Annotated in this window: 24 protein-coding genes, 2 pseudogenes and 1 riboswitch; of the genes and pseudogenes, 10 read left to right on the top strand and 16 right to left on the bottom strand. The window is 72.3% G+C overall.

Annotated elements, in window-relative coordinates; translation table 11 throughout:
* Positions 1-26: 26 nt before the first annotated feature.
* A complete protein-coding gene (locus tag V6V47_RS24100) occupies positions 27-551 on the bottom strand; it encodes an NUDIX hydrolase (protein ID WP_334630626.1) in 525 nt (174 codons plus the stop codon).
* A 247-nt stretch (positions 552-798) separates the two neighbouring features.
* Between V6V47_RS24100 and V6V47_RS24095 the strand changes: the two genes are divergently transcribed.
* A complete protein-coding gene (locus V6V47_RS24095) occupies positions 799-1,731 on the top strand; it encodes a phosphotransferase family protein (protein WP_334630625.1) in 933 nt (310 codons plus the stop codon).
* 100 nt (positions 1,732-1,831) lie between these two features.
* Here V6V47_RS24095 and V6V47_RS24090 read toward each other — a convergent pair whose 3' ends face one another.
* The 10 genes from V6V47_RS24090 to V6V47_RS24050 form a co-directional block, all read right to left on the bottom strand.
* Positions 1,832-2,551 carry a Tn3 family transposase gene (locus V6V47_RS24090; protein ID WP_334630624.1) on the bottom strand — a complete coding sequence of 240 codons (720 nt, stop codon included), beginning with the start codon at positions 2,549-2,551 and terminating at the stop codon, positions 1,832-1,834.
* A gap of 690 nt (positions 2,552-3,241) precedes the next feature.
* Positions 3,242-4,111, bottom strand: a complete 870-nt coding sequence (locus V6V47_RS24085; protein ID WP_442934298.1) for a 2-hydroxyacid dehydrogenase — start codon at positions 4,109-4,111, stop codon at positions 3,242-3,244.
* Entirely contained in the window at positions 4,005-4,769 is a 765-nt protein-coding gene (locus V6V47_RS32755; protein WP_442934295.1) for an MFS transporter, read from the bottom strand. The genes V6V47_RS24085 and V6V47_RS32755 overlap by 107 nt, the downstream gene beginning before the upstream one ends.
* On the bottom strand, positions 4,766-5,938 hold the full coding sequence (locus V6V47_RS24080; protein ID WP_334630622.1) for an epoxide hydrolase family protein: 1,173 nt from the start codon (positions 5,936-5,938) through the stop codon (positions 4,766-4,768). Before V6V47_RS24080 ends, V6V47_RS32755 begins: the two co-directional genes overlap by 4 nt.
* Positions 5,938-7,839: a S9 family peptidase gene (locus V6V47_RS24075; protein WP_334630621.1), complete on the bottom strand. Its 1,902-nt coding sequence runs from the start codon at positions 7,837-7,839 to the stop codon at positions 5,938-5,940. The genes V6V47_RS24080 and V6V47_RS24075 overlap by 1 nt, the downstream gene beginning before the upstream one ends.
* Positions 7,840-7,892: 53 nt before the next feature.
* Positions 7,893-8,561 carry a hypothetical protein gene (locus tag V6V47_RS24070; RefSeq protein ID WP_334630620.1) on the bottom strand — a complete coding sequence of 223 codons (669 nt, stop codon included), beginning with the start codon at positions 8,559-8,561 and terminating at the stop codon, positions 7,893-7,895.
* Entirely contained in the window at positions 8,552-10,048 is a 1,497-nt protein-coding gene (locus tag V6V47_RS24065) for a hypothetical protein (RefSeq protein WP_334630619.1), read from the bottom strand. Before V6V47_RS24065 ends, V6V47_RS24070 begins: the two co-directional genes overlap by 10 nt.
* Complete coding sequence (locus V6V47_RS24060; protein ID WP_334630618.1) at positions 10,045-10,902, bottom strand: ATP-binding cassette domain-containing protein; 858 nt, start codon at positions 10,900-10,902, stop codon at positions 10,045-10,047. The genes V6V47_RS24065 and V6V47_RS24060 overlap by 4 nt, the downstream gene beginning before the upstream one ends.
* The gene (locus tag V6V47_RS24055) at positions 10,899-11,744 is read right to left on the bottom strand and encodes a zf-HC2 domain-containing protein (RefSeq protein WP_334630616.1); all 846 of its coding nucleotides are present in this window, start codon (positions 11,742-11,744) and stop codon (positions 10,899-10,901) included. Before V6V47_RS24055 ends, V6V47_RS24060 begins: the two co-directional genes overlap by 4 nt.
* Positions 11,745-11,761: 17 nt before the next feature.
* Positions 11,762-12,331: an RNA polymerase sigma factor gene (locus tag V6V47_RS24050; protein WP_334630614.1), complete on the bottom strand. Its 570-nt coding sequence runs from the start codon at positions 12,329-12,331 to the stop codon at positions 11,762-11,764.
* Positions 12,332-12,536: 205 nt separating this feature from the next.
* Positions 12,537-12,612, top strand: a riboswitch (S-adenosyl-L-homocysteine riboswitch).
* A gap of 48 nt (positions 12,613-12,660) precedes the next feature.
* Between V6V47_RS24050 and V6V47_RS24045 the strand changes: the two genes are divergently transcribed.
* The 7 genes and pseudogenes from V6V47_RS24045 (at position 12,661) to V6V47_RS24015 (ending at position 20,386) form a co-directional block, all read left to right on the top strand.
* Positions 12,661-13,674: an adenosine deaminase gene (locus V6V47_RS24045; protein ID WP_334630612.1), complete on the top strand. Its 1,014-nt coding sequence runs from the start codon at positions 12,661-12,663 to the stop codon at positions 13,672-13,674.
* Between the two features lie 267 nt (positions 13,675-13,941).
* On the top strand, positions 13,942-14,421 hold the full coding sequence (locus V6V47_RS24040) for a hypothetical protein (protein WP_334630610.1): 480 nt from the start codon (positions 13,942-13,944) through the stop codon (positions 14,419-14,421).
* Positions 14,422-14,455: 34 nt separating this feature from the next.
* Positions 14,456-14,743 (top strand): annotated as a pseudogene (locus tag V6V47_RS24035) (aromatic-ring hydroxylase C-terminal domain-containing protein); the annotation flags it as partial.
* 104 nt (positions 14,744-14,847) lie between these two features.
* Positions 14,848-16,668: a glycoside hydrolase family 3 protein gene (locus V6V47_RS24030; protein ID WP_334630608.1), complete on the top strand. Its 1,821-nt coding sequence runs from the start codon at positions 14,848-14,850 to the stop codon at positions 16,666-16,668.
* Between the two features lie 11 nt (positions 16,669-16,679).
* Positions 16,680-17,963, top strand: coding sequence for an exo-beta-N-acetylmuramidase NamZ family protein (locus tag V6V47_RS24025; RefSeq protein ID WP_334630606.1), 1,284 nt, complete (start codon positions 16,680-16,682; stop codon positions 17,961-17,963).
* Positions 17,964-17,974: 11 nt separating this feature from the next.
* Positions 17,975-19,765, top strand: coding sequence for a serine hydrolase (locus tag V6V47_RS24020; protein WP_334630604.1), 1,791 nt, complete (start codon positions 17,975-17,977; stop codon positions 19,763-19,765).
* Positions 19,766-19,810: 45 nt separating this feature from the next.
* Positions 19,811-20,386: a maleylpyruvate isomerase N-terminal domain-containing protein gene (locus tag V6V47_RS24015; RefSeq protein ID WP_334630602.1), complete on the top strand. Its 576-nt coding sequence runs from the start codon at positions 19,811-19,813 to the stop codon at positions 20,384-20,386.
* Positions 20,387-20,393: 7 nt separating this feature from the next.
* On the opposite strand, the gene V6V47_RS24010 is transcribed toward V6V47_RS24015, so the two are convergent.
* The 5 genes from V6V47_RS24010 to V6V47_RS23990 all read right to left on the bottom strand — a co-directional run bounded on the left by V6V47_RS24010 (position 20,394) and on the right by V6V47_RS23990 (position 24,481).
* Positions 20,394-20,936, bottom strand: coding sequence for a GNAT family N-acetyltransferase (locus tag V6V47_RS24010; RefSeq protein ID WP_334630600.1), 543 nt, complete (start codon positions 20,934-20,936; stop codon positions 20,394-20,396).
* Between the two features lie 65 nt (positions 20,937-21,001).
* On the bottom strand, positions 21,002-21,490 hold the full coding sequence (locus V6V47_RS24005) for a J-domain-containing protein (protein ID WP_334630598.1): 489 nt from the start codon (positions 21,488-21,490) through the stop codon (positions 21,002-21,004).
* 117 nt (positions 21,491-21,607) lie between these two features.
* The gene (locus V6V47_RS24000; protein WP_334630596.1) at positions 21,608-22,432 is read right to left on the bottom strand and encodes an SDR family NAD(P)-dependent oxidoreductase; all 825 of its coding nucleotides are present in this window, start codon (positions 22,430-22,432) and stop codon (positions 21,608-21,610) included.
* Positions 22,429-23,787, bottom strand: coding sequence for a flavin-containing monooxygenase (locus tag V6V47_RS23995; protein ID WP_334630594.1), 1,359 nt, complete (start codon positions 23,785-23,787; stop codon positions 22,429-22,431). Before V6V47_RS23995 ends, V6V47_RS24000 begins: the two co-directional genes overlap by 4 nt.
* Positions 23,788-23,842: 55 nt before the next feature.
* Positions 23,843-24,481 (bottom strand): TetR/AcrR family transcriptional regulator, encoded by a 639-nt coding sequence (locus tag V6V47_RS23990; RefSeq protein WP_334630592.1) that lies wholly within the window; start codon positions 24,479-24,481, stop codon positions 23,843-23,845.
* Between the two features lie 63 nt (positions 24,482-24,544).
* Here V6V47_RS23990 and V6V47_RS23985 point away from each other — a divergent pair, with 63 nt between their 5' ends.
* Positions 24,545-25,900, top strand: coding sequence for an MFS transporter (locus V6V47_RS23985; protein ID WP_334630590.1), 1,356 nt, complete (start codon positions 24,545-24,547; stop codon positions 25,898-25,900).
* Between the two features lie 23 nt (positions 25,901-25,923).
* Positions 25,924-26,294 (top strand): annotated as a pseudogene (locus V6V47_RS23980) (hypothetical protein); the annotation flags it as partial.

Here is a 26,294-nt window from a genome sequence, read left to right as displayed (position 1 = left end):
ACCTTTCGCGCAGGTTGCGGGCGGGGTCAACGAGACAGTGTGTAGAGGGTCAGCGCAGCCAGCGACGGCGCATCGACGATGTCGCCGGCCAGCACCATGGCGCGGATCTGCGCGTCGGTGAACGACCGGTGCACCATGTCCTGCTCGGTCGCCTCGCGGTCCGGCTCTCCCTCGGTCAACCCGGTGGCCAGGTAGACGTCGAAGCCCTGGGTGGAGAAGCCGTACGCCTCGTACAGGTGCCCCAGATGGGTGACCGTCTCCGCACGCAATCCGGTCTCCTCGGCCAACTCCTGACGAGCCAGCGCGGAGGCGTCACCCCTGACCCCGTGTCCCCAACTGCCCTGAGGGAACTCCCAGGCTCGCCGGCCAACCGGGTAGCGGAACTGCTCGACCAGCCAGAAGCCCTCAGCCCAGCGGGGCAGGACCAGCGCGGAGTCCGGCTTCTCCACCACCCCGTAAATGCCAGTCGAGCCGTCTGGCCGGCGAACGCGATCCTCCCGGACGGTCATCCAGGCGTTGGTGTAGACGGTCCGACTATCCAAGCGCTCCATCGCGCGATGCTCGCAGATCACTGCATCGGTCGAAACGGCCCTTGAGGACGAACGTTCAGGAAGTTGCGCTAAGGGTGATCTTGACGTGGCGGACTCCCTGCGGATCCCGCCGCCTCTCGCAGAAACGACCAGTTGCGAGAGTTCTGCGAGAGGCCGATGAGCGGTCGCGTTTCCGCAGGTCGCCGTACCTTGCTCCACCCTTAAATGCGGTGCCCGTGGGGGGAGCAAGGCGGTAGCGTGCCACGGCATGAACCTGACACGGCTGCGCTGGTCCGACATCCCGGACTTCCTCCGGAACCGCGCCGAGCAGGCCGTGGCCACCCCGCTGCACGAGATCGCCAGCGCATCCGGCGGGTTCACCCCCGGTGTGGCGTCGACCGTGGCCGGCGAGTCGGGCGCCCGGTTCTTCGTGAAGGCGATCGCCCGGCACACGTCCGAGGTCGCCGGGGACTATCTGCGTGAGGCCCGGATCGCCGAGGCGCTGCCGCCGCAGACGCCGAGCCCTCGCCTGCTCTGGTGGCAGGACGACGGGACCTGGATCGTCATGCTGTTCGAGCACGTCGACGGTCGTACCCCGGACATCGCCGACCTCGACCCGGTGATGACGGCGGTGGCCGCGTTGGGGAAGACGCCTGGACCGCCGGGTCTGCCCCGGCTCGTCGACGAGTTCGCCGAGGACTTCACCGGCTGGCGCGACATCGCCGACGCCGCCTCGTGGACAGCGGTCACCGCCGCCTACCAGGAACTCGCCGGCGCCTCGATCGACGTGCTCGCAGCCCGGGAGAAACGCTGGACGGACGCCGCCGACGGAACAGCCTTGGTCCACGGGGACCTGCGGCTGGACAACATGATCCTGGCGGCCGACGGGGTCCGGATCGTCGACTGGCCCAACGCGTGCACCGGCGCCGGCTGGGTCGACCTGGTCCTGATGACCCCGAGCCTCGCGATGCACGGCGTTGACGTCGAACAACTGCTCGACGTGCACCCGCTGACCCGCGAGGTCGACCGGGAGGACCTGGACACGCTCCTGGTCGCTGGTGCCGGCCTATTCGTCAGCCGTTCCCTGCTGCCACCGCCGCCGGCGGCACCGGCCGTCCGGGGCTTCCAGCGGGCCCAGGCGAAAGCTCTGCTGGCCTGGCTGGGGACCCGCCGCCCCGACATCCTCGCCGATCGGACGTGACCATGCCCCTGGAGCTGTACGCGCTGTGTTTCGACGCGAAGGAGCCCGCCCACCTCACCGTGCACTGACCCCGATATGTCCGCCGCCGCGGCCGGGCCGATCAGCTCTGCTCATCGGGATCACGCTGGTCGGGATCACGTAGCGGCCGCCAGGCACCGCCGAGGTCCGGCAGCCGAAACGAGTAGTGGCCGTGGATGTTGATGTGCCGGCGGGCGTAGGCCGAGAGCCGGGCCACGTCGGCGTCGAGAACCGGGTAGCCCTGCGCCCGCAGTTCGCCCAGCGCCCGGTCCAGATGGGCTGTATTCCAGAGCGTGACGCAGTTCAGCACGAGGCCGAGGGCGCCGAGCTGGTTCACGTCGAACAGTTCCAGGGCGTCATCGGTCGCGGTGACCTCCAGCCACCGCACCGTCGCGAACAGGGTCGCGATCTTGCGGTGCTGCTTCAACGCCGCCAGCTTCGGCGCCTTCGCCTCGAACCCCATCCGGGCCAGCTCGATCAACCGGCGCGTCGGCACCCCCGTGCCGGCCACGTCCACCGCGCCCAGGTGCAGCCCCGCGATCTGCGCCACCCGGTCCAGCGACTTCACCAGGCCCCGACCGGTCGGGGTGGTCGGCCCGCGCCGCCACAAGTCCAGCTGCGAACGGCGCTGACCCTCCGGCACCCGCAGGATCTGGTCAAGGTCTGCGGCCTGTTCCGCGGTGACCACCCCGGCGAGGGCTGCGTACAGCCGGGTCTCGGCTGCCTTCCGGGCGCCGGCCACGTCATCGCGCAGGGTCGTCACCCCGGGCAGCAGTACCAGCTCGGCCCGCAAACGGGCCATCGCCGAGTAGAACAACGCCTTGGGCCCATCCCCGGTCGCCCACGCTGATCACCCACCCACGCCAGCAGCCGATCCTTCGCCACCGGGTACGAGCGGTAGCCGTACACCTCGCTTTCCCGAACGTTAGTCCCCAAGGGTCGAAACCTGGTCCCCAAGCCGCGCCCCTAGTCGTTCCGGCCACCAAGCAGATTCACTGGGCCGGGTAGCAGAAAGTTGGTCCACCACCAATCTCACTGGGACTCCGAGGCCCCACCGGGGCAGGACAGCCTCGAACAAGTCGAGCGAGTACACCAGCGTAAAGCGTTACGCTTCATAACTGTCATTATGGTGCGCGTACGGTATGCCCCTTTTGTGGCAGCAAATTACTGGATTATCAATAACGATAATCCAGTAATACGTCGCTGTCGTTCGCAGCTGGCCGACGAGCTTGGTCTTGCACGGGACGGCCATCTGGTTGCCAACGGTCACCGGCGCGGTCCGCCCGGTTGGTCTCGCCGTCCACGCGTGGGCGTCATGCAGGGTGGCGGTGCGGAGGATGTGCCGGCTGCTGTGGACCCGCACCGGCAACGATCACGTCGAAGATGAGGGGCGCGGGAGGCCGGCGCTGAGAGTCGGGGACGTTCGCCCACGGTGGAGTCGGGCTCGACCGTGTCGTCCGACGACGGTCCGGCGGTGAACTGCGAGGAGTGACTAAGGCCCGAGAACGACGTTCGCGAGCGGCTCGCCTGCTGCGTACCGCCGAACCTGGTCGACCAGCAGTCGACGGGCCCGGGGTGCCAACGCGGCGGTCAGGCCACCGACGTGCGGGCTGATCAGCACGTTCGGCGCAGACCACAGCGGGTGATCGGCCGGCAGCGGCTCGGGTTCGGTGACGTCCAGGGCAGCGTGTAGCCGGCCCGCGTCGAGTTCGGCGAGCAGCGCGTCAGTGTCCACCACCGCGCCCCTCGACACGTTCACCAGCAGGGCGCCGTCGGCCATCCTGGCGAGGAAATCCTTGTTCACCAAGCCCTCGGTCTCGGGGGTCAGCGGGGTGGCCAGGATAACGACATCCGCGTGCGGCAACATTTCCGCGATTTCGGAGATCGGCCGCACCCCGGGGCGGGCGCTGCGGGCCACCCGGCTGATCTCCACCTCGAACCCCGCCAGCCGGCGCTCGATCGCGGCGCCGATCGAGCCGTACCCGACGATCAGCACCCGGGCGTCAGCAAGCCCGGCCGACCAGCCCGAGGCCCAGCGGCCCTCGCCTCCCGCTCGGACGAAGTCCGGCAGCCGGCGCCGGGCGGCCAGGGTGAGCGTCAAGGCCAACTCGGCGGTGGCCGCGTCATGCACGCCCCGGCCGTTGGCCAGGATCAGGCCGGGCCGCAGGAACGGCAGCACGTGGTCGTAGCCGGCGGTCACGGTCTGCACCACTTTGAGCCGGGGCATTCGAGCGATCGGCTCGCACAGGCCGGGATCAATGATCCCGTACGGGATCGCAAAGAACTCGACATCGTCCAGGTTCTCGGCCACGGGCTGGGTGCCGTCGTACAGCGCGATGTCGAGATCGCCAAGCTCGGCCACCGCGTCGGGGTGAGGGATCAGGTAGCGCACGGCGACGATTATGCCTGGGGTTTTCCCTGGTTCTGCCGCTGGTCCGCCGATGGTGACGCCTTCCACCGGATGGGACGTTCGACCCTCGGGCCGGCGGCGATGTGGCGATCAGAACGAGGGTCAGGGGCGCCAGCGCCAGCAGTGCCGAGCGTCCTCGACCGGTCAGGAGGTCGGCCGTGGCAAAGACCGCCGGGGCGGCGACCGCGGCGGTACTGGCGGCCGCGTTGGCCAGGCTGAGCTGCCTAGCGGCTCCTGGGCCGGTCAGGAGCGCCGGCGTGACCAAAACCAGCGCGGCCGCACCGAAGCCGAGCGACAGAGCACCGATTGTCGCGACGGTCCTGGTGGTGGTCACGGCCAGCAGGACCGCACCGGCGCCGAGCGCGATGCCTCCGACGCGTAACGCCAGGCGGGGGCCGTCGCGGAGTAGGAATGGTCCCGCGACCGCGACGATGACCAGTCCGGCGCCGAAGGCCGACGGCAACCAGGCCAGTTTTCCCGGCCCGGTGTCGAGGTCGCGGGCCAGCAGCACAAGTACCGCGCCGAGGCTGGTGGCGCTGAAACCGATGGCCGCCTGTGCGGTGCAGGCGGGCCGCAGCCTCCGGCGGTCGTCGCCGGGTGCGCGGGTCACCGGAGCGGGCGGAAGAAGGCACGCAGGTCCCGCACCAGCAGCTCGGGCACCTCGAGGGCCGGGAAGTGGCCGCCGCGGTCATGCTCCATCCAGTAGCGGATGTCCGGGTAACGCCGGGTGGCCCAGCGTCGGGAGGGTCGTGGTACCTCGGCGGGGAAGATGGACGCACCGACGGGCACGTGGACCGTGTCGGTGGACGCGCCGCTGATCCAGCCTGACACCGTGTCGATGCTCTCCGCGTAGAGCCGTGCCGAGGACGCGGCGGTGCCGGTCAGCCAGTACAGCGTGACCTGGTCGAGGATCTGGTCCCGCGTCAGTGCGCCCGGTAGGTCGTCGGCCTGGCCGAGGCTGTGATCGCTCCAGGCGATCAGTTTCTCGCCCATCCAGGCGCACAGTCCGGCCGGGGAGTCCAGCAGGGCGTAGCCGACGGTCTGTGGAGCGGTGCGGTGGATCTCCGAGTACGCCGACGAGGTTCGTCCGCGTTCTTGCATCCGGGCCAGCGCTTCCTGTTCGGCGTCGGTGAGGTCGCCGTCCGTTTGCGGGTCCGGGCCGGCGAGGGGCGGAACGAGATGGATGCCGGCCACGTGTTCGGCGTCCAGCGCACCGAGCATGCTGGAGATGCTGGTGCCCCAGTCGCTTCCGGTCGCGCCGTAGCGGGTGTAGCCGAGGCCGGCCATCAGCTGTGCCCAGGTGGCGGCGATGCGTTGGACGCCCCAGCCGCTGGTTGTCGGTTTGGCGCTGAAGCCGTACCCCGGCACGGAGGGGATCACCACGTCGAAGGCGTCCCCGGCGGCACCGTCATGGCTGAGTGGGTCGGTCAATGGCGCGACGAGGTCGACCAGTTCGAGCACCGAGCCGGGCCAGCCGTGGGTAAGCACGAGCGGCAGCGCACCAGGGTGTGGGGAGCGGGCGTGCAGCACGTGCAGCCGGGACCCGTTCACGTCGACCAGGTACTGCGGGACCGCGTTGAGCCGCGCTTCGGTGGCACGCCACTGGTAGTCCTCGGCCCAGTACCGGCACAGGTCCCGCACCACCTCCTGCGGCGCCCCCTGCGACCAGCCGGGGGTCGGCGCTGGCTCGGGCCAGCGGGTGCGCGCCAGCCGGGTGTGCAAATCGTGCAGGTCGGATTCCGGTACCCGCACCTGGAAGGGCTGGATGTGGATGGACATCAGGGCCGGAGCCAGCGATCAAACCAGGCGCGGGTCCGGCGCAGTAGGTCGAGTTGGTGGTTGCGTTCCCGGATCGAGTGGCCCTCTCTCGGGTAGATCACGAACTCGTGCTCGACGTCGAAGTGGCGCAGCGCCCGGTGGAGGTACACGGCCTGTCCGAGGGGAACGTTGGTGTCCTCGGCGCCGTGCAGGATGAGCACTGGAGTGCGGATGTGGCTGGCGAAGGAGATCGGGCTGACCGCGTCATGCGGGTGTGGGCCGATGCCGGACCAGCCGGTGCTGCCACCGAGCGCGGCTTCGAACTGGCCGTTCTCCCCGGTCGCGGCGAGCATGCCCCAGTCGACGATGCCGGCGCCGACCAGCGCGGCGCGGAAGCGGTTGGTCTGGCCGATGGCCCAGGCGGACATGAAGCCGCCGTGACTCCAGCCGGCGATGCCCAGCCGGTCGGGGTCGGCGATGCCCTCGGCGATGAGCAGGTCGATGCCGGTCAGGATGTCGGTCCACTCCTGCTGGCCGACCCGGCCGGCGACGCTGGCGGCGAACTGGTGGCCATGGCCCTGGCCGCCGCGCGGGTTGGGCAGCAGCACCGCGTAGCCGGCGGCGGCCAGCCACTGTGCGCTGGGGAACCAGAACAACTGGCACCGATCGGCGTAGCGATCGTACGGTCCGCCGTGCACGATCGTGACCAGCGGGAACGGGCCTTCCGATGCGGATCTTCCGGCCGGCAGTACGAGCAGGCCGTCCAGGTCGAGGCCGTCGTCGGCGCGGTAGGCCAGTGGTTGTTGCGTGCCGAGTGCGATGCCGTTTAGTTCCGGGCGGGTGTTGGTGATTCTTCGCAACGGCCCGGTTGGCGGTCCGATGTGTACGTTCGAGGGCTGATAGCGGCTGCCGGTCAGTACCGCGATTTTCTCGCGGGCAGGGGTCGTGGTGAGGTTGTCGAGGCGCCCGGAGTGCTGCGACAGGGTCGTGAGGTCGGTGGGGTCGAGCCGGGCCAGGATCGTGTTCAGGCCGTCGGCGACCACGACCAGCGGGGCGGCATCGGTCTGGCAGAGGTCGGTGGGGCACATCGAGAGACCAGCGGTGCGGTTGCGCAGGACGCGACTGTCCACGGCCAGGTCGAACACGGCGGTACCGGCCTGCAGAGCCGGCGGGGTGAGCGCGATGTAACCGACGTGCCATCCGTCCTCGCCCGGCCACCACGCCAGCGATCGTGCGTCGGCCTCGACCGGTCCGAGGTCCTCCGCAGCCCCGGTCGTGGGGTCGAACAGGTGCAGTTGGCCGGTGCGCGGGCCGTAGTCGTTGTCGGCGCTGGCCCCGGTCAGCACGGCCAATGGGCCGCCGTCGGGACGTTGTCGCAGCTCCACGACGTGCCGGTCACCGAACACATTCGGGGTGGTGACCCGGCCGGTGCGCAGGTCGAGCAGGCGCAGCCGGGCATGCGGTTCGTGCTCGCCGACGACAATGGCGTCGTCGCGGTCCCGGGCGCGGCGCGCGTCCTGCTCGGTGGGTTCGTCCTCGGCGAGCAGGGCGACCACAGTGGGGTCGGTGAGCGGCAGGTGGTCGATGACGCCGCCGCGCCAGCTGGTCAACGTGGTCAACGCGCCGGAGGCGACGGTGAAGCCGTGCAGCTGCGGGATACCGCGGTCGGCGCGGTCGGACAGGAAGAACAGCGTCTCCGAGTCGGCCGACCAGCGTGGCCGGGACTCGGTTGCGGTGTCGGTGCTCGCCCGGCGCGACGCGACGGCGCCATCGGTGTCGACGAGCCAGAGTTCGGTGTCGAGGTGGTCGCCGGCCCGGCTGATGGGAGTGAGGACGTAGCAGAGCAGGCGCCCGTTCGGGGCGAGCGCCGGGGTCCGCGGGTCACGACCGTCGACCACGAGTTCGGCGCTCAGACCTGTCATGCGATCAGTTTGCCAGCATCAACCGGGCCCCACGCGATCGATCCAGTGCCGGATCAGGGCACTGGCGACGCCGTTCGTCCGGACCGCAGCGGCCAGGTGTCCCGGTTCGCCAGGAGCAGCACCACCACGATGACCGGCAGGACGGCAAGCCAGTACCGGTGCACCAGGGCCCAGTTCGGCTCACCCGGTACCGGCCACGGCGAATACCTGCCGCTGAGGAAGAGGCTCGCCGCCACGACGGTCGCCTGGGTGCCGGGCCCGGCCAGCGCCGCCGTCGACGTGTGCCGGTGCCGGGCTGCGACCGCGGCCCCGGCGAGGCCGGTCAGCCCGCACACCGCGGCCTCGACGACGACGTCCCCGGCGGACCCGAGGGCGGCGCCACCCACGGCACCGCGGACCATCGCGTACAGCGCCAACCATCCGATCGCCGCCGGCACCAGAATCACGATCAGCCGTAGCCACTGGCGCAGCCAGCGCGGCGTGGGCACGATCGTCAGCGGGGCCATCCGGTCCACCAGGGCGAAGCTCGCCGCCGCCCCGAACAGCATTGCCGCCGCCCGTAGCCCCCACAGCCCGACCCCCGGTGCGGGATCGTCGAGCAGGGCAGGCAGCACGGCGAGGCCCGACAGCACCGCGGCGACGGCGGGCGGCCCCCACGGCACCGCGCGGACCAGGGGCCGCAGCAGCAGGAGAGTCTGGCGCCACCGCACCCTCACCGACATGGCGTGGCCTGCTCGGCCCCCACGGCGGCGAGGCCCCGGACACCGAGCGGTTCGAGGGTGTCGCCGACCGGAGCGGCCGAGATGACGGCGTCCCAGTGCGCCGCCAGGATCGCTGTCACCCGTTCGCGCGGCTGGTCGAGGAGCGTGACGGCGGCGGCGATCTCCGCGGGGCCCGCGGTGAGCCGGCCAAGTCGCGCCTGGTTGCCGTCGAGCACCGTCCGGCCATCGGGTACGGCCTGCGCGATCAGCCACAGTGCCACGACGGTACGCAGCTGACCCGCACCCGAACACGACTGCTCACCGTACGGATCGTCCGCGGTCGGCTTCGGCAGTGCCGTGAGGGCCCGCACGTACCGCTGGACCAGATCGAGCCGGGACTGCGCCGCCCAGGTTCCGTGTCGACCCCAGACGAGATCGGTGTCCACCGTCGGTGTCTGCGCCGTAGCCGACGGCGCGAAGTAAGCAGTGTCGCGCTGCCGTACAACGGGCAGGACACCGGCGACGCCCGCCGGCACGGCCCGCGCCACCGGTTCGACGGCGTCCCGCCACAGCGGGATCCACCTCTGGTAGCCGGGCAGAGCGCAGTACCGCACGGCCTCATGCTCTTCGCAGCGCAGCACGGCGGGCCCGACGTAGTCGTCCATCATCGCCTCGGTTATCGGCAGGCTCGAACTACCCGTTCGGTGCCGCATCTGCTGGGGCACCGCCACCGCCCCGAGCGCCACGGCCACCACCGCGACCACCGTCGACACCACCATGCGGTACCGCGCCACCGCGACCGCGACCACCACGGCCAACAGCGCCAACAGGTATGCCGCGTGCCAGCCGGTGGGTTCCGGCGCGCCCGGCGCCCAGTTCTGCCGCAGCAGCACCGGTGACAGCCATCGGCCGACGTCACTGCCACCGGTGCCAACACCCGGCAGCACGATGACCGCGACCGCGCTGGTCACCACCGTCAGCGGACCTGCCGCGATGGCCGGTAGCCACCGCCCCACGGCGACCCCGAGGGCGGCGCCGATCGGCGGGATCAGTACGACCGGTGCCAGGTTCCACCCGTCGAAGGTGCCGGCCGGTACGTCCGGCAGCAGCAACGCCAGCTGAGCTCCCAGCACGAGCGCACCCAGCAGCCCGGCGACCGGGATGAACACCAGCAACGCGATGGTTCGCCGGGCCCGCTCGGCCGGCAGGACCATGGTCGCCTCGACTACGCCGTTGCGGTGATCGCGGGACACGGCGAGGTGCCCGAGCACGAGCAGGACCCCCGCCAGCACCACCGCGGCCATGCCGGCGTTGTCGCCGATGGTGTCCCAGGTCGGCATCCGGGTCCAGCCCCACACGGTGCCCAGCGCCACCGTCACCAGCGCACTGGCCCAGAGAGTCACGCTCCGCACCAGAATCCGCGTCTCGGTGATCGCGAGGGTCAGGGTGGCGACGCGTGGTGCGGGTACGGACCGTTCGGCGGTCCGCGCCGCCACGGTGACGCTCATCGCGGCGCCCCGACAGCGACCGGGCCGAGCAGCGTGAGGTAGCCGTCCTCGATGGAGGGCACGGTCGCCTCTCCCCCGTCCGGACGTTCACCCAGCGTCCGGTACCGCCCGTCGGCCGTACGCCAGTAGGCTCGTGATCCGCTCGGCGGCTGCGCGGACAGCCAGACCCGGTCGACGGCGAGGCCGGCGAGGGCAAGGGGCGTACCGTCGAAGACCGCCCGCCCACCCCGCATCACGACGACCCGTTCGCAGAGCGCGCCCACGTCCTCCGTCTGATGGGTGGACAGCAGTACGGTCCGGCTCTCGCCCAGACGGGAGATCAGGGCCCGGAAGCTCATCCGCTGTTCCGGATCGAGCCCCACGGTGGGCTCGTCGAGGATCAAGAGGTCCGGGTTGCCCAACAGGGCCTGCGCCAGAGCGACCCGCTGGCGCATCCCGCCGGACAGCTTGCGGATCTTCGTCCCGGCTCGGTCGCTCAGCTGGACCTCTTCCAGCACCCGGCGCACCTCCCGGTGCCGTTCGCGCCGATCGGTCAGCTCCTTGAGCACGGCGACGTAGTCGAGCAGGGCGAAGGCGGTGAAGTTCGGATAGAGGCCGGGGTTCTGCGGCAGGTAGCCGAGGCGGCGGCGCAGGGCCGTCCGTTGCGTGGCCAGGGCCGGGTCGTGTCCGAGGATGTCGAGCCGGCCGCGATCGGGGGCGAGCGCCGTGGCCAGGCAGCGCAGCAGGGTCGTCTTGCCCGCGCCGTTGGGGCCGAGGAAGCCGGTGAGACCGGTGCCGATCTCCAGATCGACGCCGTCCAAGGCGACGGTGGAGCCGAAGTGCTTGCCGAGCCCGGCGATACGTACGGTGGTCAACGGGAACCTCCCGGTTCGAGGCGGCGGCGCCGCATGATCAGGATCAGGGCGGCCGCCAGCCCGGCGACCAGATACGCCGCCTGGGCCGTGGGTCCGAAGATCTGCCGCTGCACGGCCGCGTCGACCTCGACACCGGGCGCGGCCAGCACGTTCGCCAGCACGGTCACCACGGTCAGCCAGGCGCCGCCGAGCAGGCCGGCGGCGAGTTGCAGCGGCATCACCGTGGTCATGGCCAGGGAGCCGAGGCAGAGCAGGAAGGCGGGCAGCAGCCAGGCCACGGCGTACCAGCCGCGGTCGGGCAGCAGCATGGCGGCCGCGACGCCCATACTCATCGACACCCCCACCACGGCCAGGGCCCGCCACAACACCAGACTCGGGCCGGCCATCGGGGTCGTCGAGGAGATTTCGTGCAGGCGGTCGACCACCGCGCCGTACGCGGTCGCCACGGCGAGCACCGGCAGCACCGGTGCCACCATGAGGAACCACAGCAGGGTGGGCTGCCCTTCCCTGCCCAGATAGGCGGCCGAGACGGCGAAGGCAAGCACCACCGCCGTGGCCGCCAGCCACGAGCGGCGCAGCGCCGGGGTGGCCGCCAGGACGAGCGCCCGGTGCTCGGGCACACCGAGCAGGCACAGCAGCCGCTCGGCGAGGCTGCGGCGGGGCGCCTGCACCACATCGAGTACGGCGTGGAAGTTGTCGTCGAGCCAGCGGGTATCGCCAGGAACAGTGGCCCGGCAGGACCCACACGCGGTCATGTGGACCTCCACCGCCATCACCCGGGCCGCGTCGAGCCCACCTCGCTGGTACTCGTCGAGCAACTCTGGATGCACGTGCCAGCTCATCCGCCCCTCCTCCGCGTTCACGTCAGCAACTCCCGCAGCCGCGCCCGAGCGCGCATCAAACGGGTCTTGGCGGTGCCCTCCGGGACGCCGAGCAGCCGAGCCGCCTCGCGCACCGTCAACCCGTCGATCGCGGTGCTCTGGATGACCGCCCGCAGCTCCGGCGGGAGCCGGGAGAGGGCAGCACCCAGATCACCGTGCTCGACCCCGAGCAGCACCATCTCCTCGGCGGACGGCGTCGTCACGGCCCCCTCGGGCACGGTCACCCCCGAACCACCCAGCCATCGGTGAGCCGGCCCCCGCAGCGTGGAGAGCAGACGACGGATAGCGATGGTCCAGATCCACGCGGCGGCGTCAGCGCCCGTGTCCGAGTACCGGTGGGCGTCGCGCCACACCGCCACGAAGGTGTCCTGGATGGCGGCGTCGACGACGTCGGGGTCGGCGCACCGCCGGGTCAGCCGGGCGCGCAGCCACGGGGCGTGCCGCCGATGCAGGAGTTGCAGGGCATCCACCTGCGAACGCGCCACCGCGCGCAGCAGCTCGACATCGCTGCTGAGCTCCGTGACACGCCCGCCCCCGTCATCACTCATTTGCTGCACACAAGAGCTATCGCCGTCGCCGTCGAATTCGGTTCACCGACGGTTGATGCTGCCCGACGCCGGTGACTGCGGCGATCGGCGGCCCCGGACTTCGTGCTGTGTCTCTCGGCGTGACCGGAGCGAGGCAGAGGCGTCGCTGACGGCCTGTCGCGGAGGGGGTTGTCGGCCGCCGATCGGGCTTGTTAGCGTGCCGATGCGGGTCGAGAGGCGCTGCGACGGGTGATCATCCGCCACGCTCGGTCCGTTCTACGGTCCAAGGGCGCCTCCCGGCCGGGGAGGTCGCCCTCCCCAGCGGACAACTCGCGCTGGGAGTCGTACACATGGCAACGGACCTGACTGACTTCATTACCGGGCTACCCAAGGTGGAACTGCACGTCCACCACGTCGGGTCGGCAACACCGCAGACCGTGGCTCGCCTGGCCGAGCGGCATGCCGGGACCACGTCCGTGCCGGCCGACCCGGCGTTGCTGGCCGAATACTTCACGTTCACTGACTTCGCGCACTTCGTCGAGGTGTACCTGTCCGTGGTGGACCTGATCCGCGACGCCGAGGACGTGGCCACGCTCACCTACGACATCGGGGCCAGCCTTGCCGCCCAGTCGGTGCGGTACGCCGAGCTGACGCTGACCCCATACTCGTCGATCGTGCGCGGCATCCCGGCCGAGGCGTACTGCGAGGCGGTCGAGGACGCCCGGCTACGGGCCGCCCGCGACCACAACATCCAACTGCGCTGGTGCTTCGACATCCCCGGCGAGCCCACGATGACGGGCGCCGACGTCACGCTCGATGTGGCGCTCAAGCAGCGGCCGGAGGGGTTGGTCAGCTTCGGGCTGGGCGGCCCGGAGGCGGGAATCCCCCGGCAGCGGTACGCCGGCCACTTCGCCGCCGCCCGTGCGGCCGGGCTGCACAGCGTCCCGCACGCCGGTGAGTCGACCGGCCCGCAGACCGTCTGGGACGCCGTACGCCACCTCGGCGCGGAACGCATCGGCCACGGCATCTCCGCCGTCCGCGATACCGAGTTGATGGAACATCTCCGCGAGCATGACATCGCCTTGGAGGTGTGTCCGACCTCCAATGCCTGTACCCGCTCGGTGCCGTCGCTGGCCGAGCATCCGCTGCCGCAGTTGGTGGCCGCGGGTGTACCGGTCACCATCAACTCCGACGACCCGCCCATGTTCTCCACCACTTTGAATCGGGAGTACCAGGTGGCCGCGGACCTGCTCGGTCTGGACGAGCACGGTGTCGCCGAGCTGGCCCGCCAGGCCGTGCGGCACTCGTTCCTCGACGATGCGGGTAAGGCCGCGGTGCTGGGGGAGATCGACAACTACCACTGAGGCCAGCACCATCCGTGTCGTAGGCCCGCAGGTGCAACACATCGTGTGGGACTGGAACGGCACGATCCTGGGTGACAGCCAACCGGGTCGCGATCTTGCGGTGACACTTCAACGCCGCCAGCTTCGGCGAACCCCACCCCTTCTCGAGTCAACCCCGGACCGTCGGTCGCCTGGCTTGCCGGATGCAACGAGTGGCCCAGCGCGAAGGTCGGCGCTGCCGCCGGCTTGGTTTGACCCTCGGGTAGGTCGAGGCCGCAGGCTCGCGGCATGGACACCCGGAACGAGCAGACCCCACCCGACGAGACCATGGCGAGCATCGTCGCCGCGGTGGAACTCGGCCGATCAGGACAGCGCGCGCAGGCCCGGGAGACGCTCACCGCGCTCTGGGATCAGATCGGCCCCACCGGCGACGCGTTCCACCGCTGCACCCTCGCCCACTACCTGGCGGACCTTCAGGAATCCACCGACGCCGAACTCGGCTGGGACGAACGCGCCCTGGCCGCCGTCGCCGACCTGACCGACGAGCGTGCCCAGCAGTACCACCGCTCGCTGCAGGTGCAGGGATTCCTGCCGTCGCTGCACCTCAACCTCGCGGACGACCACCGCCGCCTGGGCAACACCGAGCTGGCCGAGGAACACCTGACCCTGGCCCGACGCCACGTCGAGCGCCTGCCGGACGATCCGTACGGCGAGATGATCCGTGCCGGCATTCGTGGCGTCGCCGAGGCGTTGGGGCCGGTCGCTTAGACGTCGGCAAAGGCGAAGGCAAGGAGTTGACCACTTCGCGGAGGGGCATGGCCTGCTCGGTCGGCGGCTGCGGGACGTGCCCCTGAAGCAGGGTCGCCTCTACGAGCTGATGCGCGGCGGGCGCGGGCTACTGCTCGACCAGGTCGGCCGGCTCTCGGTGGTGGGCTGGGCGGGCCGGGTCGACCACGTCGTCGACGTCAGTGCGGAGCTGGACGTGCCCGCGGTGCTGCTGCGACCGGACGGCCACGTGGCGTGGGTCGGTGACGACCAGCAGGATCTGCTCGACCACCTGCCCCGGTGGTTCGGCGCTGCGGTGAGTTGAGCGGCGGGGCTGGGGGCATCGAGGCCAATATTTGTAGCTTACCTTCTTGACTGTCGTTAGACGCGTAGCTAAGTTTCAGCCACCCGGACTGAGAGGCCGCGTCTATGCCGACCCGACTCACGACCGCGACCACCTGGCTGGCCGTCCTGGCAGCCACCCTGGCTCCCCTCCCGGCCCACGCCTCCGCCCCGACCGCGCACCCCTCGCCGGGTGAGCGCGGTTGGGTCGCCTCCACGCTGCGACACATGAGCCTGGAGCAGAAGGTCGGCCAGCTCTTCTCCACCTACGTCTACGGCGGTGACGCCACCGAGCCCACGGCCGCCGACCGCGCCGCGAACCGAGCCGCGTTCGGCGTCGAGACGCCGGCGGAGGTCATCGAGCGCTACCACCTCGGCGGCGTCTGCTACTTCTCCTGGTCACACAACCTGGACAGTCCTCGCCAGATCGCCACCCTCTCCAACGGACTCCAGCAGGCCGCACTCGGTGACCACGCCAAGGGCCGGGTGCCCCTGCTCATCTCCACCGACCAGGAGCAGGGCACCGTGGTGCGGATGCCCTCCCCCGCCGCCCAGTTCCCCGGGGCGATGGCGCTGGGAGCCGCCCGGTCACCCCGGGCCGCCCGGACGGCGGCGGAGGTCACCGGGCGCGAACTGCGCGCCGTCGGCATCCGTCAGCCGTACGCGCCGATCGCCGACGTCAACGTCAACCCGGGCAACCCGGTGATCGGCGTCCGGTCCTTCGGCGCCGACCCCACCCTGGTGGGTGACCTCACCGCCGCGCAGGTCACCGGCTTCCAGGACAACGCCGGTGTGACCGCCGTGGCGAAACACTTCCCCGGGCACGGCGACACGGCCACCGACAGCCACACCGGCCTACCGGTGATCAACCACAGTCGCGCCGAATGGGACCGGATCGACGCGCCACCGTTCCGGCGGGCGATCCGGGCCGGCGTCGAATCGATCATGACCGCGCACATCGTGGTCCCCGCGCTCGACCCCTCCGGCGACCCCGCGACGTTGTCGCCGACGATCCTCACCGGAGTGCTGCGCGGTGAGCTCGGCTTCCGGGGCGTCATCGTCACCGACGCGCTCAACATGGCCGGCGTACGGGCGAAGTACGGCGACGAGCGGGTGCCCGTACTGGCGCTCAAGGCCGGCGCCGACCAGCTCCTGATGCCGCCGGACCTCGCGCTGGCGCGCGACGCGGTGCTGCGGGCCGTCGCCTCCGGCGAGCTCACCGAGCGCCGGATCGACGAGTCGGTGCGGCGCATCCTCGGCTTGAAATACCGCCAGGGGCTGGCCCGCTCACCGCTGGTCGACGTCGATCAGGCGGTACGGACCGTCGGCGCGCCAGCGCACCTCGCCGCCGTCGCCCGGGTCACCGACCCCACGCTCACCGCCGTCCGCAACGACGCCAACCTGCTGCCGCTGCCCCGCGCCGACCGGTCGGTGCTGGTCACCGGCTGGGACAGCGCGGCCTTCGCCCCGGTCGCGACGGTCGCCGACGGGTTCACCGCCCGCGGCGCCCGAGCCACCGCCCGACCGGCCACCCTGCCCTCCGACGCGGTCATCGCCTCCACGGCCGCCCAGGCCGCCGAGCACGACCTCACCGTCGTGCTGGTCAACAAGGCGTGGGACACCGCCGTCGCCGACCCCCGCGCCACCCAGCGGCGCCTGGTCGCGGCGCTGCTCGGCACCGGGAAGCCCGTCATCGTCGTGGCGGTCCGCGATCCCTACGACATCGCGTACCTGCCGGGGGTGACCACCTACCTGGCGACCTACTCGTACACCCGGGCGGCGATGGACGCCCTCGTCCGCGCGCTGCACGGCGAGCTGTCCCCCAGTGGACGGCTGCCCGTCACGATCCCCACGGCCGAGGGGGCGGGCACCGTGCTCTACCCCTACGGCCACGGTTTGAGCTGGTAGGAGGCAACGCGATGCTGCGAAGGAATTTCCTGGTCGGTACGGGCGCGCTGGGCGCGGGAGCGCTCGGTGGGGCCCTGCCCGCGGCGGCCAGCCCTCGGGGCCGCCGGGTCCGCACCGGCCTGGACGAGCTGGTGTCGTCCGGGTTCGCCGTGCTCGACGGTCAGCGGGTGGGTGTCGTCTCGAACCCGACCGGCGTCGACGCGGCCTACCGGCACCTCGTCGACCTGATGCACGGCTCGGGTCAGGTCCGACTGGCCGCGGCGTTCGGCCCCGAGCACGGCTTCCGGGGCTCCGCGCAGGCCGGCGGCAGTGAGGGCACCGGCGTCGACGCGCGCACCGGCATCCCGGTGTACGACGCGTACGGCGCCACGCAGGCCAAGTGGGAGAGCATGTTCACCGAGGCCGGGGTGGACACGGTGGTCTTCGACATCCAGGACGTCGGGGTCCGCTTCTACACCTACATCTGGACGATGTACACCTCGATGGTCGCCGCCGCCCGGGTCGGCAAACGCTACGTCGTGTTGGACCGGCCCAACCCGATCGGCGGGCGGGCCTACGGGCCGATGATGACCTCCCCGTACACCTCGGGGGTGGGTCTCAAGGAGATCATCCAGCAGCACGGGATGACCGTCGGGGAGCTGGCCCGGTTCTTCAACGGCACGTTCCTGCCGGCTGAGGCGGGCCGGCCGGTGGACCTGCACGTCGTGCGGTGCCGGAACTGGAAGCGCGACGACCTCGCCGCCGACACCGACGTGCCCTGGGTGCTGCCCAGCCCGAACATGCCCACCCCGGACACGGCACTGGTCTACCCGGGTACCGGCCTGTTCGAGGGCGTCGCGTCGATCACCGAGGGGCGCGGCACGTGCCGCCCGTTCGAGCTGATCGGCGGGCTGGCGACCGACTTCGACCACCACTGGGGTGATCGGCTCAACGCCCGCGACCTGCCCGGCGTCGAGTTCCGTGAGGCGTACTTCTCGCCCACCTCCGCCGGGCAGAAGCCCGACCTGCTCAACAAGATGTGCGCCGGCGTCGAGGTCAAGGTCGTCGACCGCAAGGTGTACGACCCGATCCGCACCGGTGTGGCGATGCTGGTGGAGGCGCACAAGTACCCGGCGTTCGCCTGGCGGCGTGACTCGTGGGACACCGTGCGCCCGTACTGGATCGACAAGCTCACCGGCTCGCCGCGACTGCGTACCCAGATCGACGCCGGTGCCGACGTGGACGACGTCGTCGGCGCCTGGGCCGAAGAGCTGGCCGCGTTCAACCGACAGCGCCGCCCCTACCTGCTCTACTGAGGAGTCCGGTTGTGATCAGGCCTCTCCGCTTCCTCGCGCTCGGTCTGACCCTGGCGGTGACGGGCACGACGCTGCCCGGCACCGCCGCGGTCGCCGCGACACACCCGTCCGGACCGCCGACCGTCACCCCCGCCGACATCCACTTCCGCCACGACACCCTGCGACGCGGCACCGCCCGCCAGGTCGGCCTGCTCCCCGAACAGGTGGACCGCCTCCCCGCCGACCTCGCCGCCTATCTCCAGCCGACGCCTGACCATCCGGGCTACCCGGCGTACGCGGGCGCGGTGGTCCTGGCCGCCAAGGACGGCGTGATCGTCGAGCACGCCGCCGTGGGCAGCGCGGTGCGGTACTCGGCTGTCGGGCCACCGCCCGGCCTGGTCGGCGTGGAACTCCCGGCCGACCAGCAGATCGCCATGCGACCCGACACCATCTTCGACCTGGCGTCGGTGTCGAAGCTGTTCACCACGATCGTCACCATGCAGCAGGTGGAGCGGGGGCTGGTCGAGCTGGACGCCCCCGTCGCCCGGTACGTTCCGGAGTTCGCCGCCGGCGGCAAGGCGACGGTCACCGTCCGGATGCTGCTCACCCACACCTCGGGCCTCCCCTCGTTCACGGCGCTGTGGAGCAGGTACCCGACGCCGGCCGAGCGGTTCGCCGCCGCGCTCGCCACGCCCCTGGCGGCCGGCGCGACGCCCGGCTCCCAGTACGTCTACTCCGACCTCGGGCTGATCGCGCTCGGCGTACTGGTGGAACGCGTGACCGGCCGGCCGCTGGCCGAGCTGGTCCGTGACGGCGTGACCGGGCCGCTGGGCATGACCGACACCGGCTACAACCCGGGGCCCGAGCGCCGCGCACGGATCGCGGCGACCGAGTACCAGCCGTACGCCGGGCGCGGCATGGTCTGGGGTGAGGTGCACGACGAGAACGCCTGGTCGCTGGGCGGGGTGGCCGGGCACGCCGGGGTGTTCTCCACCGCGGCCGACCTGGCTGTGCTCTGTCAGTCGCTGCTCAACGGCGGCGAGTACCACGGTCGACGGATCCTCCGGTCGGCCACGGTGCGCGCGATGCTGGTCAACTACAACGCGCCGCTGGAGTCTTCCTACCCGGAGAGTGACCGCGGGCTCGGCTTCGAGCTCAACAAGCACTGGTACATGATGGGGCTGTCCTCGCCGGTGGGCTTCGGGCACACCGGTTTCACCGGCACGTCGATCGTCATCGACCCGCTCTCGCACTCGTTCGTCGTCCTGCTCAGCAACCGGGTGCACCCCGACCGTGGCTGGGGCAGCAACAACGTGGCCCGGCGCGCGGTCGCGCGGGACCTCGCCGAGGCGATGCCGGTGCGGCCACGCTCCGCCAGCGCCTGGCGGGCCGATCCGCGTGACCTCGCGACGAGCACGCTCACCGCTCCGCTGCGCCGACCCGCGCGGGCCACCGCGGCGGCGAGCTTCCTACTCTGGTACGACACCGAGCCCCGCTTCGACAGCGCGCGGTTCGAGGTCTCCGTCGACGGTGGGCAGACCTGGGCGCCGGCGGCCATGCGGCTGCGCGACGCCGGCCGCCACTGGACCTCCGACGGCACGGTCACCGGCTACGGCGACCGGGTGTGGTGGCAGGCGTCGGTGACCCTGCCAGAGGGAGCCACCCACCTGCGGTGGAGCAGCAGCACCGACGGCTCCGGGCAGGGCCGTGGCGTCTACGTCGACCGGGTCGTCGCGGCGGACCGCACCGGCGTGCTCTTCAGCGGCGAGGGCAGCGACGCCTCCCGACTCGTCGCCGACGGGTGGTCGCCCGCGCGCACCTGACCGATTCCCGTTGCGCGGGCCGACGGGCACTGCCAGGGTCGTCGGATGCCACAGACAAACGGCACCGACGTGCGGGACGCCGTCGAGGAGATGACCCGCGTGCTCGACCCGCACCGGGACCGCGACTGGTCGGTGCCCGCCGGCACCCTGAGCTGGAGTTGCTGGACGACCGCCGCGCACGTCGCGCACGACCTGCTCGGGTACGCCGGCCAGGTCACCGGCCGTCCCGACGACAGCTACCTGCCGTACGACCTGCGGGTCTCCCCCGCCGCGAGCCCGGCGCAGGTGCTCACGGTGGTGCGGGCCTGCGCGGGGCTGCTCGCCGTCGCGGTCGACGCCGCGCCGCCGGATGCGCGGGCCTGGCACTTCGGCCCGTGCGACCCGGCCGGCTTCGCGGCGATGGGGGTCGCCGAGACCCTGTTGCACACCCACGACATCACCCTCGGGCTCGGGGTGCCGTGGCAGCCGCCGCAGCGGTTGAGCGCCCTCGTGCTGGGGCGGTTGTTCCCGGACGCGCCGACCGGCGTCGCGGCCGACGTGCTGCTCTGGATGACCGGCAGGGGTGAGCTGCCCGGCCGGGCGCGGCGCACCTCGTGGGTCTGGCGGGCGGCCCTGGCCTGAGGCGTGGTCAGGGGGCGAGGAGGGCGTGCCGGTGGCCGTCCAGGGGGAAGGGTGGCCGGGCGGGCAGCACCTCCTGGAAGAGGTAGCCGCTCTTCTCCGCCACCCGGCAGGACGCCGGGTTGTCCACCTGGTGCAGCAGGTCGAGGTGCGTCAGAGCGGGGAAGCGGTCGAACGCCCACCGGCTGAGCGCGGTGACCGCGCGCGGAGCGACACCCCTGCCGCGGGCCCAGGCCGCCGTCCAGTAGCCCACCTCGGGCGCCGGCCGCCCCGGCGCGACCCCCTTGAGCACCACCTGCGCCACCAGCCGTGCCGCGCCCGCGTCGTTCTCCACCACGGCGAAGCTGAACCGGCTGTCGCGGTCGAAGTCCCGTCGAGCCCGATCCAGCCACTGCCGGCCGATGGCCGAGGTCGTCACCGGGTAGCGGGTCCAGCGCTGCAGCACCGGATCCCGGTACGCCTCCAGCAGCGCGTCCAGGTCGTCGTCGCGCCAGGGACGCAGGACGAGTTCCGACGCGGTGACGGTGGCCGGTGCCGACAGTTCGATGGGCATCCGCACAGTCTGCCGCCGGCGCGGTGATCCTCGCGATCCGCTGAGCGGACGGTGATCAGGTCGGGTCAGCTCACCCGGTTGCGGCGCCACGGCAGCCAGGACCACGCCGACCGGCGCGCGCGCCGAGGCGCGGGTGCGGCCGGTACGGCGGATGTCCGGTCGGCGGGCGGGGTGTGCTCGGCGCGCCACCGGCGGACCACGTCGTCGGCGTTCACCGGCCGCACCACCACCCGGGGGCCCTCGGGGTTGCGCAGCCAGGCGACGATCTGCGCGTTCAGGGTGGCGACGAAGTCCCGTACGGACTGCTCGGTGGGCAGGTCACGGACCTCGTGGGGGACCTGCTCGATCCGGCGGCGCAGCTGCAGTGGGGTGGGCAGCAGCAGGTCGCTGGGCAGCGCCTCCCGCTCCAGGAAGCTCTTGATCCACCACGACTCGTCGTACGGCAGGCCACGGCCGGGGATCGGCTTGCCCATACCGGACAGGTTGTCGAATTCGCCGCGTTGCAGGGCACCCCGGATCTGCGCCTCCACGGCCGCTTCCCACGCTTCGGTCACCTGTCGGCACCTCCCTGGCCACCGTATCCGAGCACTCCCGGGGCACAGCGCCCCCGGTTTGTCGGGCATTCCCGGCGCGCGTCACAGGCCACCGGCCCGGCTGCGGAGGTGGCCCGGTCAGTGGCCGGAGTCGTGGTGCCGGCGGACCATGCCGGCGGCCAGCGGCGCGGCGTCCAGGTCACCGGCGGCGAGCCGGGTGGCGAGGGTACGGCGTACCAGCCGGTCGGCCAGCCGGGGCGCGTGCCGCCCGACGGCCATCTCGACGCGCCCGCGCGCGGTGGTGGCCACGTCCCGGGGCGCGCGTCGGGCGGTGGCGGCGCGCAGGATCGCCGCGACCACTCCCTCGACCGGCTCCGGCCGGGACACGCCCCGCAACGACAGGCCGGCCTCGGCGGTGCTGTCGTGGATCGGCGAGGCCACCATGCTCGGGTAGACCACGCTCACCCCGACGTGGGTGCCGACCTCGTGGCGCAGCGCGTCGGCGTAGGCGACCAGGGCCCGCTTGCTGACCCCGTACGCGGCGGCGAGCGGCAGGGGCAGCACCGCCATCCGGCTGGCCACGAAGATCACCCGTCCCCGCGCGGCGACCAGTGCGGGTAGCGCGGCGGCGGTGGTCCGCCAGGCGGCCAGCAGGTTGACCTCCAGCTGACGGCGGACCACCTCGTCGGGCGGCAGCTCGGCCGGGGCGGGGCCACCGACCCCGGCGTTGTTGATCAGCAGGTCCAGTCCGCCGAGCCGGTCGACGGCGGCCTGCACCGTGGGTGGCACGGCGGCCGGGTCGGTCAGGTCACAGCCGAGCACCGGCAGGTCGCCGTCGGGCCGCGCGTGCAGGTCCAGCCCCACCACCTGAGCGCCGGCCGCGAGCAGTGCGGCGCCGAGGTGTCGGCCGAAGGTGCCGCTGGCCCCGGTCACCAGCACCCGACGGCCGGTCAGCCCGGTCACCGGCCGGCTCCCACCGGCGTGGTGTCGCCGCTGCCGCCGGGCCTTGCCGAGCGTGGGCGTCGGGCGCCGGCGGTCAGCTCGCGGGTCAGCTCGGCCAGGTAGGCGTCGAAGTCCACCCGCATCGCGGGGCGGCGCTGGCCCCAGCGCGCGGTCGCCGCCCGCAGTTCGGCCCGGCAGGCCGCCTGCTGCCGCGCCGGGTCGGGCAGGGTGTACCGGCCGGCGAGGTGCGCGGCGATCAGCTTGGCCTGCGCCTCCACCAGCGGGAACGCGGACCCGGTGGACTGCATCAACCCGACGAACGTCAGGCCGGGGGCCTCGGGGTGGAACACGTGCCGGTACAGCGGCAGGGTGTCGGCGCCCCCGTTGAGCAGCGTCGGGTCGAGAAACGGGACGTCCACGCGGTATCCGGTGCACCAGATGATCAGGTCGACGGAGTCGCTGCGGCCGTCGGTGAACTCGACCCGGTCGCCGTCGAGGGCGGCGACGCCGGGGCGGGCCTCGACGTCGCCGTGGGTCAGCCGCGACAGCAGCCCGTCGGAGAGCGTCGGGTGGTCCTGCAGGAAGCCGTGGGTGGGCGCGGGCAGCCCGTAGCGGGCGGGGCTGCCGACGGTGGTGGTGAGCATCGCCTGGCTGATGCGCTGCCGCAGCCGCCACGGCAGCCGGCGGGCCATCGCCCCGTTCAACGTGTCCGACGGGCGGCCCAGCAGGTACTTCGGCACGACCCAGACGCCCCGGCGCAGCGACAGCAGGGTGCGGGTGGCGGCGTAGGAGGCGTCCACGGCGATGTCCATCGCGGAGTTGCCGCCACCGACGACCAGGACCCGCCGGCCGGTGAGCTGCTCGGGGCCGCGGTAGTCGTGGCTGTGCAGCTGCTCGGCCGTGCTGGTGCCGGGGTACGGCGGGCTGGGCAGTCGGGGCACCCGGTTGTGGCCGTTGGCGACCACCACGGCCTCGACGGTGACCTCGACCGGGCCGTCCGGGCCGGCTGCGACCACCGTCCAGGCGCCCGAGGGTTCCCGGGTGACCCGCTCGACGGTGTGGCGCAGACGGATGGCGTCGCGCAGCCCGAACCGGTCGGCGTAGTCGCCCAGGTAGCCGGCGACGCGGCGGTGGTCGGGGTAGTCGGGCCAGTCGCTGGGCATCGGGTGGTCGGCGAACTGGGTACGCCCACGGCTGGTGTTCAGGTGCAGCGTGCGGTACGCCGGCGAGTCGGGCGACCCGTACACCCAGAGGCCACCGACCTGGTCGGCGGTCTCGAAGCAGACCGTCGCCACGTCCGCGTCGCGCAGTGCCTTGACGGCGGCCAGCCCGGCCGCGCCGGCGCCGATCACCGCCACCCTGGGTCGTGCGCCCATCGCTGCCCCCACTAATCCAACGTCCGATGGATAATCGTCGTGAGTGCGCGGCTCGTCAAGGGGACGGCGTGGGATACAGGCCGTCGAGGAAGCGGTGCACGAACGAGCGGAACTCGCGGTGCTCCTGCGCGCCCGCGGCGAGCGCCACCACGTGCCCGTGCGTCGCCCAGACCAGGCTCCGCACGGTGATGTGCGGGGTCGGCTCGACCAACGCCCCGGTCGCCGCGGCGGCCGTGAGCAGCTGCGCCACCAGCCGGTACAACGGCTCGGCGTAGCGCTGGTCGAGCTCGGCGTGCCGGTGGGGTTCGAGCCAGCGACGCAGCCACAGCCCGGTGGTCTCCGGCCGGTCCTCCAGGAAGTCGACGAACACGTCGACCAGGTCGTGCAGCGCGCGCCGTGCCGCGTCCGGCCCCGCGTCGAGCGCCGAGCGGGCCTGCTGCGCGGCTTCGGTGAGAACGGCCCGCTCGGCGGCGAAGACCCGGGCGAAGCAGGCGTCGTACAGCGCCGCCTTCGTACCCGTGTGGTGGGCGACCGTGGCGACGTCCACGCCGGCGGCCGCGGCGACGTCGCGCAGACCGACGGCGTCGAAGCCGCGCTCGGCGAACAGCGCGGTGGCGACGGTGAGCACCACCTCGCGGGTCGGCCGGGTCTCGTCGCGCCGGGGCCGGCCCGGACGGCGTCGCGGCATGGTCATGGCCGCCATTCTGCCCCTAGAATCCATCAACCGTTGGATTGGCGGGCTGGAGAGGATGCCGCGATGACCGGGCTCGACCGGCGGCCCGCCGCCGCCACCACCGACGCGACGCTGCCGCGCGGCCCCCTCGCTGGGTTCGCCGCCGGCTCGCTCGGCATGGGTGTCTGGGTGACCGTGCCCGGCCTGCTGCTGCTCTACTTCCTCACCGACGTGCTGGCCGTCGGGCCCTGGCTGGCCGGCCTGGCGCTGCTGCTGCCGAAGGTCGCCGACGTGCTGCTGCACCCGTGGGTCGGGCACCGCTGCGACGTGGAGCAGACCCGCCGGGGCGACCGCCGCCGGCTGCTGCTGCTCGGCTGCGCCCTGCCGGTCGCCTTCGCCGCGCTGTTCGCGGTGCCCGCGGGGCTGACCGGCGCGCCAGCCGCCGCCTGGGTGGCGGTGTTCTTCGTCGCCGGCAACCTGCTCTTCGCCGCCTACCAGGTTCCCTACCTGGCCACCCCGGCCGACCTACGGATCGGCTACCACGAGCGCACCCGGCTGATGGCGTTCCGGATGGTCGTGCTGACCCTGGGCATCCTGCTCTCCGGCCTGCTGGCCCCGCTGCTCACCGGCGGCGACGCCGCGACCCGCGGCGGCTACCAGCGGATGGGCGTGGTCCTCGCCGTCGGGATGCTGGCCGCCATGCTCGTCGGTGTCGCCGGCATCGCCCGGCTGCGCCGCAGCGCGGCGGTGACCGCGACGGCGCCGGCGCACGGCGGCTGGCGGGCGCTGCGCACCGCGCTACGCGACCGGCAGTTCCGCTGGCTCGTCGCCTCCTACCTGGCCATGTCCACCACCACCCACCTGGTGCTGGCCGGCGTGCCCTACTACGCCGAGTACGAGCTGCGCCGCACCGGCCTCACCACGGTGCTGGTGGCCGCGTTCGTGGCGCCGGCGCTGCTGGTCACCCCGGCCTGGCTGGCGCTGGCCCGACGCGTCGGCAAGCAGCGGGCGTTGCTCGCCGCGCAGGGCGCCTTCGCGGCCGGCTCGCTGGTGCTGGCCGTGGGCCGTCCGGCCGGCCTGCCGGTGCTGATCGGCGCGGTGGCGGTGCTCGGGGTCGCGTTCGCCGGCATGCAGTTGCTGCCGTTCTCGATGCTGCCCGACGTGATCGGCGCGGCCGGCACGACCGGCGCCGGCACCTACACCGGGGTGTGGACGGCCACCGAGGCCACCGGCGCGGCCCTCGGCCCGTACGCGTACGCGCTGTGCCTGGCCGTCGGCGGTTTCGTGGCCTCGACGGCCGGTGAGTCGCCGGTCCAGCCGGACACGGCCTTGGCGGCGATCCGCTACGGCTTCGGGTTGCTGCCCGCCGTGGCGATGCTCGCCGCGCTGCTGCTGCAGCGCCGCTACACCCTGGACCCGGCGGCCCGAGCCGCCAGGTGACCTCGCACTAGACTTCGGCCTCGATGGACGCCCAGCCCACCCCCACCGAGACCCGCCCCTGCGCCCACTGTGGACAACCCGTGCCGCAGCGGGTCGGCGCGGGTCGACCGTTTCGCTACTGCCGCGACAACGACGGCGCCTGCCAGCGCGCCTCGCGCAACGGCCGGATGCGCCACCGCAACGCCCCGGGTCTGCCCGGTCAGGTGGCCCGCACCTGGGAGGCGGTGGACCGCCTCGACCAGATCGTCGAGACGCTGAGCGAGGCCCTGCACGCCGAGCTGTCCCCGGTGGGTGTGCAGCGGCAGCTCGCCCAGGCCCGCGCCGAGGCGGCCACCGAGGTCGCGGCGGCGCAGACCGAGCGCGACGAGGCCCGCGGTGACGCCGAGGACGCAAG

Source organism: Micromonospora sp. CPCC 205539 (genome assembly GCF_036906815.1).
In the GTDB taxonomy this organism is placed as follows: Bacteria; Actinomycetota; Actinomycetes; order Mycobacteriales; family Micromonosporaceae; genus Micromonospora.
This window is presented reverse-complemented; position numbering and strand designations above follow the sequence as displayed.

What these genes read in the sequence shown, in the direction of transcription:
- V6V47_RS24100 (WP_334630626.1), bottom strand. Translation starts at nt 551, where the DNA reads ATGGAGCGCTTGGATAGTCGGACCGTCTACACCAACGCCTGGATGACC.
- V6V47_RS24095 (WP_334630625.1), top strand. Translation starts at nt 799, where the DNA reads ATGAACCTGACACGGCTGCGCTGGTCCGACATCCCGGACTTCCTCCGG.
- V6V47_RS24090 (WP_334630624.1), bottom strand. Translation starts at nt 2,551, where the DNA reads ATGGCCCGTTTGCGGGCCGAGCTGGTACTGCTGCCCGGGGTGACGACC.
- V6V47_RS24080 (WP_334630622.1), bottom strand. Translation starts at nt 5,938, where the DNA reads ATGTCCATCCACATCCAGCCCTTCCAGGTGCGGGTACCGGAATCCGAC.
- V6V47_RS24075 (WP_334630621.1), bottom strand. Translation starts at nt 7,839, where the DNA reads ATGACAGGTCTGAGCGCCGAACTCGTGGTCGACGGTCGTGACCCGCGG.
- V6V47_RS24070 (WP_334630620.1), bottom strand. Translation starts at nt 8,561, where the DNA reads ATGTCGGTGAGGGTGCGGTGGCGCCAGACTCTCCTGCTGCTGCGGCCC.
- V6V47_RS24065 (WP_334630619.1), bottom strand. Translation starts at nt 10,048, where the DNA reads ATGAGCGTCACCGTGGCGGCGCGGACCGCCGAACGGTCCGTACCCGCA.
- V6V47_RS24055 (WP_334630616.1), bottom strand. Translation starts at nt 11,744, where the DNA reads ATGAGCTGGCACGTGCATCCAGAGTTGCTCGACGAGTACCAGCGAGGT.
- V6V47_RS24050 (WP_334630614.1), bottom strand. Translation starts at nt 12,331, where the DNA reads ATGAGTGATGACGGGGGCGGGCGTGTCACGGAGCTCAGCAGCGATGTC.
- V6V47_RS24045 (WP_334630612.1), top strand. Translation starts at nt 12,661, where the DNA reads ATGGCAACGGACCTGACTGACTTCATTACCGGGCTACCCAAGGTGGAA.
- V6V47_RS24040 (WP_334630610.1), top strand. Translation starts at nt 13,942, where the DNA reads ATGGACACCCGGAACGAGCAGACCCCACCCGACGAGACCATGGCGAGC.
- V6V47_RS24030 (WP_334630608.1), top strand. Translation starts at nt 14,848, where the DNA reads ATGCCGACCCGACTCACGACCGCGACCACCTGGCTGGCCGTCCTGGCA.
- V6V47_RS24025 (WP_334630606.1), top strand. Translation starts at nt 16,680, where the DNA reads ATGCTGCGAAGGAATTTCCTGGTCGGTACGGGCGCGCTGGGCGCGGGA.
- V6V47_RS24015 (WP_334630602.1), top strand. Translation starts at nt 19,811, where the DNA reads ATGCCACAGACAAACGGCACCGACGTGCGGGACGCCGTCGAGGAGATG.
- V6V47_RS24010 (WP_334630600.1), bottom strand. Translation starts at nt 20,936, where the DNA reads ATGCCCATCGAACTGTCGGCACCGGCCACCGTCACCGCGTCGGAACTC.
- V6V47_RS23995 (WP_334630594.1), bottom strand. Translation starts at nt 23,787, where the DNA reads ATGGGCGCACGACCCAGGGTGGCGGTGATCGGCGCCGGCGCGGCCGGG.
- V6V47_RS23990 (WP_334630592.1), bottom strand. Translation starts at nt 24,481, where the DNA reads ATGACCATGCCGCGACGCCGTCCGGGCCGGCCCCGGCGCGACGAGACC.
- V6V47_RS23985 (WP_334630590.1), top strand. Translation starts at nt 24,545, where the DNA reads ATGACCGGGCTCGACCGGCGGCCCGCCGCCGCCACCACCGACGCGACG.